This window comes from Streptomyces sp. NPDC058665 (genome assembly GCF_042714995.1).
Lineage (GTDB): Bacteria > Actinomycetota > Actinomycetes > Streptomycetales > Streptomycetaceae > Streptomyces.
Map to the genome: position 1 here is coordinate 31,231 of NZ_JBHXRX010000015.1, position 10,489 is coordinate 41,719.

At 67.7% G+C, this 10,489-nt stretch carries 8 protein-coding genes; all 8 read right to left on the reverse strand.

Annotated features, from left to right (window positions below):
* Positions 1-186: 186 nt before the first annotated feature.
* Positions 187-2,334, reverse strand: a complete 2,148-nt coding sequence (locus ACFWV8_RS12240) for a hypothetical protein (protein ID WP_384200190.1) — start codon at positions 2,332-2,334, stop codon at positions 187-189.
* Positions 2,335-2,475: 141 nt separating this feature from the next.
* The gene (locus ACFWV8_RS12245) at positions 2,476-3,978 is read right to left on the reverse strand and encodes an SDR family NAD(P)-dependent oxidoreductase (RefSeq protein WP_384200193.1); all 1,503 of its coding nucleotides are present in this window, start codon (positions 3,976-3,978) and stop codon (positions 2,476-2,478) included.
* Between the two features lie 328 nt (positions 3,979-4,306).
* A complete protein-coding gene (locus ACFWV8_RS12250; RefSeq protein WP_384200195.1) occupies positions 4,307-6,343 on the reverse strand; it encodes a glycosyltransferase family 4 protein in 2,037 nt (678 codons plus the stop codon).
* A gap of 405 nt (positions 6,344-6,748) precedes the next feature.
* Positions 6,749-8,185, reverse strand: coding sequence for a GTPase ObgE (gene obgE / locus ACFWV8_RS12255; protein WP_384200197.1), 1,437 nt, complete (start codon positions 8,183-8,185; stop codon positions 6,749-6,751).
* Positions 8,186-8,319: 134 nt separating this feature from the next.
* Positions 8,320-8,577, reverse strand: coding sequence for a 50S ribosomal protein L27 (gene rpmA, locus ACFWV8_RS12260; protein WP_329387750.1), 258 nt, complete (start codon positions 8,575-8,577; stop codon positions 8,320-8,322).
* 14 nt (positions 8,578-8,591) lie between these two features.
* Positions 8,592-8,915 carry a 50S ribosomal protein L21 gene (gene rplU / locus ACFWV8_RS12265; protein ID WP_078077375.1) on the reverse strand — a complete coding sequence of 108 codons (324 nt, stop codon included), beginning with the start codon at positions 8,913-8,915 and terminating at the stop codon, positions 8,592-8,594.
* A gap of 454 nt (positions 8,916-9,369) precedes the next feature.
* Positions 9,370-9,603: a DUF2283 domain-containing protein gene (locus ACFWV8_RS12270; protein ID WP_384200199.1), complete on the reverse strand. Its 234-nt coding sequence runs from the start codon at positions 9,601-9,603 to the stop codon at positions 9,370-9,372.
* 409 nt (positions 9,604-10,012) lie between these two features.
* On the reverse strand, positions 10,013-10,468 hold the full coding sequence (locus ACFWV8_RS12275) for a hypothetical protein (RefSeq protein ID WP_384200201.1): 456 nt from the start codon (positions 10,466-10,468) through the stop codon (positions 10,013-10,015).
* Positions 10,469-10,489 lie beyond the last annotated feature (21 nt).

Here is a 10,489-nt window from a genome sequence, read left to right on the forward strand (position 1 = left end):
CGGGTGGGGGGGGGTGGGGGGGGGGTGGTGGCGGGGGGGGGGGGGGGGGGGGCCCCCCCGCTGCGCGGGGCATTCCCCTACCCGCCCCTTCCCGAAACCGGGGCTCCGCCCCGGACCCCGTACGGCCTTCACGTCGCCCGACCGAGGTCGCGGGCGCCAACTCGGCGGGGCGCGTCCCCGGTGCTGTCAGTGGGCCGCCGGTGCTTCCGCGGTGTTCGGGTCCGGGATCGGTGCCGGTTCCGCCGCAGGGGACTCCGGGTCCGCCGACGGTTCGCGTTCCGGGTTCGTGCCCGGCTGTTCCTGGGCGCTCAGGCGCTGGGTCACACCCACGTTGCGGGCCGCTGCCTTGGCGGCCAGGGCGGACACCGCCGCGTTGAACTGTTCGATCGACGTCGGCTCGTCGGGGCCCAGCAGATACGTCTTCAGCTCGCGCCTCGCCGCCGCCAGCCGGTCTGCCGCCGGGTCCGCGACCGCTGTCAGCAACTCGTCCAGTTCTGCCGCGCTGTTGGACAGGACGACCGCGGCCCGCACCGCGGTGTTCTGCCGCTTGAACTCCTCGACACCCAGCTGCGCCGAGTCCGTCACCGCGTACGGCTTGCCGCTCGCGATGAAGTCCGACACCACGCTGGAAATGTCCGAAACCATGCCGTCGGACTGGTTGAAGCAGTCGTACAGCTTGGGCTCGGCGCCCGTCACGACCTTGTGCTCCCACCACCCGAACGTCCGCCAGTACGCGTCGTTCCACTCCGCCCGCAGCGCCTTCGCCCGGTCCAGGCGGTCGTGGTCGGCGAGCGAGACGCGGGACTCCTCCGACTCGTCGCCGCCCGCGCGGCCCGGGGCCGTGAGCGCGGCGAGGCGCTCCTCGATACCGGTCAACTCGGCCCGCGCGGCGGCCTGTCCGGCCTGCGCGTCGGCGCTCTCCTTCGCCCAGCGGGGCTCCGCCGCGCGCGCCACGTTCGCCGCGTTCACCATCGCCGTGATCCGGTCGTGGACGGCCTTGGCCTTCTTGTCGCGGATCCCGGTGAAGGGGTGCGGCTTGTAGATGACCCGGACCGGCTTCTCGGCCTTCAGCAGCCCCTTGACGATGTTCTCGCCGGCCAGCAGGAGCGAGGTGTTGCCGGGGTTGTCGTCCCAGCCCTCCCACGTGGGCGCGTACAGGATCGTCGGTACGGGGTGCCCCGGCGCGCCCGCGCTCGTTTTGATGGGCGCGAGCTGCGGCCGGCCCACCTCGACGATGTCGTCGTCGCGGACCCCGACGTCGGCCAGCGCGTAACGGTCGCGCCCGGCCCGCCCGGCGGTCCACACCTCGTCGTACACCTTGCTGAACGGGTTGACGCTGGCGATCTTGTCGCTGTCGCCGTGGCCGATGAAGACATGCTTCATGGTCGGGACGCGCAGCAGGTGGATGTTCTTGCCCACGTTGGCCGCGTAGAGCGCGACCCGGACCGACGACAGGTCGAGGTTCATCAGGTGCGTGCCCCCGGGGACGCAGAGCACCGGCAGCCACGTCGGGGCGAGTTGGGTCATGATGGCCCGCTCGCGCAGCAGGACCAGCGGCCGGCCCTCGGACTGCTCCAGCGTCTCCAGCCACATGTTGACCTGGTACGCGGACTCCTTGGAGCCGGAGAAGTACAGGACCACCGAAGGCTGGTACTCCCGCAGCCAGTTGTCGACCGCGCCGAGCACGATCGGCGGCTGCGGCACGCGGCGGCTGCGGCGCAGGTAGGGCACGAGCAGCAGGAGGTAGCCCAGGCCCAGCCCGAGGGTGATGCCGAGCCCCGCGTACCCGTACGCGTCCGTGCCGGACTCGGCGGCGACCAGCAGACCGGCCATCGCGAACAGGTCGAGGTGGAGCATCTTCTCGGCGGAGCGGTTGACCAGGTAGTTCGGCGGGGCGTCCGGGATACGCAGGGCGTGCAGGTCCACGTTGCGGGCGACGACCGGCATGCCGCGGCGCAGCCGGATCAGTGTCGCCAGCGCGCCCTGCGGTGCCTGGACGCCGTAGAAGAGCAGGAAACCGGCGACCGCCGCGTAGAACAGGGGCTGCTCGGCCAGGCCCATCCGGGCCAGCAGCAACACGAGCAGCAACTGGCGCACCAGGAAGCGGATCGACAGACCGGCCCGGACCTTGTTGAGCCGGTTGACCAGATAGCTGTTCCGCTGGTGCAGATATCGGTCCGCGCCGTAGGTCACGGCGCAGGCCGCCGCGAAGAACCAGAGGTTCGGGATCAGCGCTGCGAGCATGACGCACGGGTATCCCAGCCCCAGCAGGGCCGCCGCGGCCAGCTCGGCGCGGCTGCCCACACGGGCCAGGCGAATTGCGGTCGAAATCACGAAGAACCTGCTCCAGGAGAGGGTGCCGGTTATTTCACAGTTGGCGGAAATTGTGAAGTCGGGGCTTCACGCACACGGGCCTCTGCAATTCGCCGAATGGCGACCGCAAAGGCCCGTTTAATGCAAACTTATGGTGAATTATTACACATCTTCCTGGCGGTCAAGGACGGAGGCCAGCGCCTGCTCGAATCCCGACGCCTCGGAAGACGCCTCCCTGGTCGGGTCCTGCTGCCTGACGTCGATCACATGACCGGTCAGCTCGGAGAGCAGAACGTCCAGCGACGTACGGGCCACGGCCTCCGACGAGAGCAGCGAGCCGGCGGGCTCGGTACCGAACGCCTTGGTGCGCATCGGCGTCGCGGTGCGCTCCGGATTGACGCAATTCACCCGGATGCCGTCCCCCGCCCATTCGTCCGAGAGGGCCTGGGTGAGATTCACCATGGCCGCCTTCGTGGACGAATAGAGGCTGTATTCGGCGCGGCCCCTGGTGTAGCTGCTCGATGTGTAGAGGAGCAGCTGGCCCTGGGTCTCGGCCAGATACTTGTACGAAGCGCGGGCGATCTGGACGGGCGCCAGATAATTGACGTTCAGCGCTTCCTGGATCGTCGTGTTGTCCGTCTCGGCGAGTTTGCCGATGCGCAGGACACCCGCCGTGTTGATGACGTAGTCGATGCGGCCCGTCGCCGAGTACGCCTTCGACAGCGCGTCGTCGACATGCTCCGGGTTCTCGACATGGGTGCCGGTGGTGGAGCGGCCCAGCGCGTACACCTTCGCCCCGTACCGCTCGGCGAGGGCCGCGATGTCCGCGCCGATGCCGTACGAACCCCCGAACACCACCAGCGTCTTGCCGGAGAGCAGTTCGCGGTAGGCCGCCTCGTCCGCCTGTACGGGGGCCGCGGTGGAGGCGAGTTGGAACAGCTTGTCGGCGATGAAGACGTCGACCGGCTGCGTCACCTTCATGTTGTACTCGTCACCCGCGACGACGTAGATCGGCACGTCGGGCAGATAGCGCAGGACCACCGAACAGTCGTCGGTGGCCTGGAAGTTGGGGTCGCCCGCCGCGATCTCGTACGCCTTGCGGATCGTGGAGAGCTTGAACGCCTGCGGCGTCTGGCCGCGCCGCAGGCGCGAGCGGTCGGGGACGTCGGTGATGAACTCGCCGTCACCGCCGTGTGTGCGGGTCACGATGATGGTGTCGGCGGACGGGATGGCGACGTCGACGGCCTGATAGCGGCCGAGCGCGTCCACACAGTCCTTGATGACGCGCTGTGACAGAAGCGGACGCACCGCGTCATGGAACAGGACGTTGCGGTCCTCCCCCTCGGCGAGCCCCTCGCCCAGCGCCGAAATGGCCCGCTCCGTCGTCTCGTTGCGGGTCTGGCCGCCCTCGATGACCTTGGTCACCTTGGTGAGGCCGGCCTTGGCGACGATCTTCTCCACGTCGGGCACGAAACCCGGCGCCATCAGCACGATCACATCGTCGATCGAGTCAGACCGCTCGAAGATCGACAGCGTGTGCTCGATGACAGCCTTCCCCGCGATCTTCAGCAGCTGCTTGGGGATCGACAGGCCCACGCGCTGGCCGGTGCCACCGGCGAGCACGACTGCCGTGGTGCGGGGATGGGCTGCATGCGGCACAGACACAGAACGACCTACCTTGAGACGAGTGGGGGACGCTGTGATGGTCGCACTCTCCGTGACCGTCTCGCAAGGCGGACGCCGGATGCCCCTCACCTACAGGAAACCATCTGTTCACCCTCTGGCCAGCCAGATTGGGACCGAGCCCGGCCAACTGCGGCGTGACCGACACCACATCACCACGACCACCAGGCAGTTACCTGCACCGGACCTTTACTTCGCGTCCGCGATTTCCCGAACTCGGTCCATCCGCGATCCGACCTCGGTCCGACCGCCATATAAGCGCTACGTAAGCGAATTCCGCCGCACGTGAGCGGCTTCCGCGATTACCACGCTATTTCTGCGGAGCGTCCGCCACGTTGACGATGAGGTCGTTGGTCCCCATGTACATGATCCGCACCCGCACCCACTGGGCCGGCCGGCTCCTCAGTTTACGGACCACTCGGCGCACCGGTCCCCACGGCCTCCTCTTACGGACTTCCGTGACCGGGTATTCGTAGATCGGCCGCTTCTCCACGACGTCGTCGAGCACCCGCGCGACCTTCACCGGCGCGGCGTCCGGAGCGTACTTGAGCAGCAGGTCCCACGACTCCGACCTGGCCACCTGGCGTCCGGCCGGTCCCGAAGCGGGGAAGGTGAAGCGGAATCCGCGCTCCCCCTCCCGGCTGCCCGCGTACGTCAACTCGACGGCGGGCTTGCTCCGTCGGCGTACCACCAGCGAAGGCTCCTGCGCCATCGTGCCCGCGCCCAGCAACTCGCCCGCGACCGTGATGCGTTTGCCGTCGACACGGATGTCACCGGCCTCCGCGTGGACCGGCCTGACCCAGGCGCGGAGCGCGAGATGTTTCTGGGGCCGTGTCGCGTACGGGACAAGATTGTGGACGGGCTCACCGTGCCGCGCGCGTTCGCTAGCGCTCATCGCACCGCGCTGGTCGATGGAGCGCGCGGCGATCCGTACCCGCCGCCCGGATTCCGGGAGTTCGGCGAAGCACTCCCAGACACCCTCGCTGAACTCCGCGTCCGCCGGAATCGTGACCGAGCCGTTGCCGGACAACGGGAAGACGCGCTCCTGGGTGCGGACATCGGCGCGCACACAGACGAGCTTCAGCCCCTCGTGGACGACGGCCGCCGCCTGCGGCGCGACGAGCGAGAAGGCGAGCGCGCCGCCGGACTCCACCACACAGTCGGCGACCGGCATGAAATCGCCCACGGCCGCGCGCTGGGCGGCGACGGTCCGCAGCTCGCCGAAGAGCTCCTCGTACTTCTTGGCGACCTGGCTCGGATCGAACCGAGAGGCGTTCCGTACGGCCGCCGCGCTCATCCTGCGGCGCAGCGGCTCGTCGTCGATCAGCTTGAGCAGCGCGTCGGCGACCGCGCCGGGGTCCGAGACGGGCACCAACAGGCCGTCCACACCGGGCTGGAGGATCTCCCGGGGGCCGTAGTCGCAGTCGCTGCTGACGACGGGCAGGCCGCAGCGCATCGCTTCCACGAGGGTCATGCCGAAGGACTCGTGGCGCGAGGTGGACGCGGCGATGGCGCCCTTCGCCCACTCAGGCTCGATGGGCGAGACGGAGCCCATGAGCCGCACGCTGTTGTAGAGGCCGAGCCGGTCGATCTGCCGGCGCAGGTTCTCCTTCTCCGGGCCGCCGCCGTAGATCCGCAGGTCCCACTCGGGGCGTACGGCGACGACCTTGGCGAAGGCGTCGACCAGCACGCTGTACTGCTTCTCGGCGGAGAGCCGCCCCGCGGCGACGACCGTCGTGCCCGAGCCCGTGGACGGCTGGATCGACGGCTCGGGAACGCTGTTGGAGATGGCGAGCACACGGGTCGCGGGCAACGGCATCTGGGCGCGGTAGACGGCGGCGTCGCCCTCGGAGACGGTGACGTACGCGTCGAGCGCGTCGATGTGCTGGTACATCTCGTTGCGCAGCGCGGGCTTGTGGTGGTTGTACGTCATGTGCTCCTGGCCGATGAGCACGGCGCTCGCCGGGGCGAACTGGGCGACGTACGCGGCGAGTCCGGGTCTGGTGCCGATGACGACGTCGGCGTCCGAATCCGCGTAGTGGTCCCTGACCCGTTCGTCGGTCAGCTTGCTGTACTCGCGGTAGCGCGCCTCGTTCCGGGGGAAGTACTCGGCGGGCTGGAGATGGAGCGGGTGGTCCTTCTCGTACGCCGGGGACTCCTTCCAGGTGTGGATGAGCGGGACGAGCGTGATGCGCGGGTCGACGTCGAAGAGCGGGACGAGCCGGTGCCTGAAGACCGAGACGATCTCCACCTCATGCTGGTCGGCGAACTCCTCCGCGAGGTTGAGCGTGGTGCGGATGGTGCCGCCGATGCCATAGATGGTGTGGATGAGGAAGGAGATCTTCATCAACGCTCCGTTCGGTGTTCGGAATCCTGGGCGGTCATCCCAAGTTCCCCTTCAGGTCCGGACGGGTTCACGCAGCCGTCACGGCTGTGCCCCGCATGCAAGACGGGTGAACGCGGCCGACGGTTGTGCGAGTACTTGAAAAGAAACCGCATGAGCCATTATTCCGCCCAAATCCGTCAATGCGCGCAGTTGACTTTCGGCCATCCGGGCGCGTTAGGCCGTATGCACATGACGAAGGCCGTGGTCCGCTCCGGATGGAGCGGACCACGGCCTTGGTGACGGCAGAGGGCGGATCGGGGTGCCGGGGGGCGCGACGGCGCGTAATCGTATCGTCACCACTCGAATTCGATGCTTACGGCACCGAACGGGTTCGCACGCGAACAGGCCGGAGCCCGGCCGGAATCGCTAGAACGGCCTGAACTCGTCGTACTCCTTGTCCGCGTCGTCCCGCTCCGCGTCCCGGTCCCTGCGCCGTACGGCGGCCGGGCGCGGCGCGTCGAGCCGGTGGTCCTCGCCACGCCGGCCGAGCATCTCGGCGCCGGCCATCACGGTCGGCTCCCAGTCGAAGACGACGGCGTCGTCCTCGGGGCCGATCGCGACGCCGTCGCCGGAGCGGGCGCCGGCCTTGACGAGTTCGCCCTCGACGCCGAGCCGGCTGAGCCGGTCCGCGAGATAGCCGACCGCCTCGTCGTTGCTGAAGTCGGTCTGCCTGACCCAGCGTTCGGGCTTCTCGCCCCGTACGCGGTAGAGGCCGTCCTCCTCCAGCCCGACCGTGAAGCCCGAGTCGTCCACCGCCTTGGGCCGGATGACGACCCGGGTCGCCTCCTCGACGGGCTTCGCCGCGCGCTGGGCGGCGATGATCTCGGCGAGCGCGAAGGAGAGCTCCTTGAGACCGGTACGGGCCACGGCGGACACCTCGTACACACGCAGGCCGCGCGCTTCGAGTTCAGGCCGGATCATCTCGGCGAGGTCCAGACCGTCCGGGATGTCGATCTTGTTGAGGACCGCGATGCGCGGGCGGTCGTCGAGGCCTCCGTACTGCTTGAGCTCCTCCTCGATCATGTCGAGGTCGGAGATCGGGTCGCGGTCGGACTCCAGCGTGGCCGTGTCCAGGATGTGCACGAGGACCGAGCAGCGCTCCACATGGCGCAGGAACTCCAGGCCCAGGCCGCGGCCCTGGCTGGCGCCCGGGATCAGACCGGGGACGTCCGCGATGGTGTAGACGGTCGAACCGGCCGTGACGACACCGAGGTTGGGGACGAGCGTGGTGAACGGGTAGTCGGCGATCTTGGGCTTGGCCGCGGAGAGTACGGAGATCAGCGACGACTTGCCGGCGCTCGGGTAGCCGACGAGCGCGACGTCTGCGACGGTCTTGAGCTCCAGGACGATGTCGCCCGACCGGCCGGGCTCGCCGAGCAGCGCGAAGCCGGGGGCCTTGCGGCGGGCGGAGGCGAGAGCGGCGTTGCCGAGGCCGCCGCGACCGCCGTCGGCGGCGACGTAGGTGGTGCCCTGGCCGACGAGGTCGGCGACGACGTTGCCGCTCTTGTCGAGGACGACCGTGCCGTCGGGAACGGGCAGGACGAGGTCCTGACCGTCCTTGCCGGAACGGTTGCCGCCCTCGCCGGGCCGGCCGTTGGTGGCCTTGCGGTGCGGCGAGTGGTGGTAGTCGAGAAGCGTGGTCACCGACTGGTCGACGACCAGGATGACGTCTCCGCCACGGCCGCCGTTGCCGCCGTCCGGGCCGCCGAGCGGCTTGAACTTCTCACGGTGGACGGAGGCGCAGCCGTGGCCTCCGTTACCCGCGGCGACGTGCAGCTCGACGCGGTCCACGAAGGTGGTCATGGTGGTGCCTCCAGTACAGACGGAAAATCCTGCGTTCAGACAGTTGAACAAGCGAAGGGCGGACCCGCTTCCCCTACGGGAAGTGAGGTCCGCCCTCGCGAGAAACCGATCGAAATCGCTCTACGGGTACCGAATTACTCGGCGACCGGAACAATGTTCACGACCTTGCGGCCACGGTGGGTGCCGAACTGGACCGCACCCGGGGCCAGCGCGAACAGCGTGTCGTCGCCACCACGGCCCACACCCGAACCGGGGTGGAAGTGGGTGCCACGCTGACGGACGAGGATCTCACCGGCGAGCACGACCTGACCGCCGAAGCGCTTCACGCCGAGCCGCTGAGCGTTCGAGTCGCGCCCGTTACGGGTGGACGATGCGCCCTTCTTGTGTGCCATGTCTCCTCAGTCCCTTACTTCTTCGCGGCCGCGGGAATAGCGGTGACCTTGATCGCCGTGTACTGCTGGCGGTGGCCCTGGCGACGGCGGTAACCGGTCTTGTTCTTGTAGCGAAGGATGTCGATCTTCGCGCCCTTGTGGTGGTCCACGACCTCGGCGGTGACCTTGATGCCGTTCAGGACCCACGGGTCGCTGGTCACGGCGTCGCCGTCGACCACGAGCAGGGTCGAGAGCTCGACCGTGTCGCCAACCTTGGCAGTGGGAATCTTGTCAACCTCAACGATGTCGTCAACAGCAACCTTGTGCTGACGACCACCGCTGCGCACGATGGCGTACACGCGGATCTCACTCTCGCTCGGAACGGGACTCCTGATGCCAGCCGCCACATCCGGATGGGACGAGCGGCCTCCGCCGACGGCGTCGATGACAGCCACCGGCAGGTGAGGTGCTCAGGAGCAGGCGCGCAAAGAAACACGCCGAGGGTCAAGAGTACGGGGCGGCTGTGTGGGGGGTCAAACCAGGCCTTGGCGCCCCAGCCAGGGATCTACCGGCGGCGCCCCGGCGCGGCAGGCAGATGCCCCGGCTGGCTGGACGTGTGGCTCGCAGAGTCGCCGGGAGATCCGGACACCGTGCTGGCGAAGACGGAGCGCAGAGCCGGCAGGGGTGGCAATGGCGGCGGCGGTTGGGTAAGCCGTGGTGCCCGACGACCCGCCGACGGAGGACGGCCGCATCGACGCGTGGGGGCGGCGGGGCGGGCCATGAAGGAGTGAGCGTCGCCCGCGCCGTACCCTTTCAGTCGAGTCGCTCGGCTACGTCGAGCAAATACCGGGGGAGCTTTGAGCGGGCCGCCAGCACCTCGATACCGACGAGACACCCGTCCTCGTCGAAGTCGAGGTTGATCATGCCCCCGACCTCGACCGGATCGCAGGGATACATGCGCGCCACGTTCGGCCGCGCTTTCGGATCGGCGAGTTGGACGTAGGCCGCATTCGCCTTCTGATCATAAGTAACTCTGACGTCGGTCATGATCAGCTCTCCCTCCGAAGGCGGCCGATGTACGACTGCTCCACATTGGTCATCACGGTGTTTATGTTCCCATCGACGGTCTTGGCGACAAACATCTTGGAATTAGGATCGTAGTAGCCCAGATTCCACTGATCCTCGTGCTTGTAAGAGAAGGGCTCTCTTCCAAGAACGGACTGAGCATCCGCTGCCGAATCCCCACGCCGCCTCCGCCGGTGGGCCCTGCGCATCGCGGCGCTACTGCTGTTCACCCCAGTGACGGCCTACGCCTGGTAGTCCCCGGACACCGACTGGCTCCGCGCCTCCCTGTCGATGATCGCGACGTGCTACATCTCGGGGCATCTGGTGGGGGCGGGGGCGAGTGAAGAAGGGCTGACCGGGGGGACTCGGACTTCCCAGAGACAGGAACTCACTACCGGATCCTAAACACCCCTTGCGTATCCACCCGCGCGTAAGGTTCTACCTTATCCGGATGGACAGCTTCAGGAATGAACTCGACTATCTTTCGTACCGATGCGGCGATGTTTCGCATAAACTCCGACAAGAACTGAATCTCAGTTGGGTCTGAGATGAGGCGCGGGCTGCACTGGAAATCAATCAGGTCCAACCTCACAAAATCCGTCGCCCACACCTGGGAGCCTACAGCAACCTCAAGCGAGTAGACGCTGTCGAAGCTCTTACCGAAAGTCTCCGCGCTTAGATTGAGCGCGGCCGGCTCCCCATGAAAAGAGAATTTCATGGGGTAGCCGGATGCGAGCAGCCCGCCAACTGCCGCCTGCCAATCTTTGAGCGTGGTTGATTTCACACAAATTTCGACCACACCTCCTTCCTGACTGAGCCGTTGGAGAAGTGATGATTCCTTTCCCACGCCAAACACCACCTCAAAGCA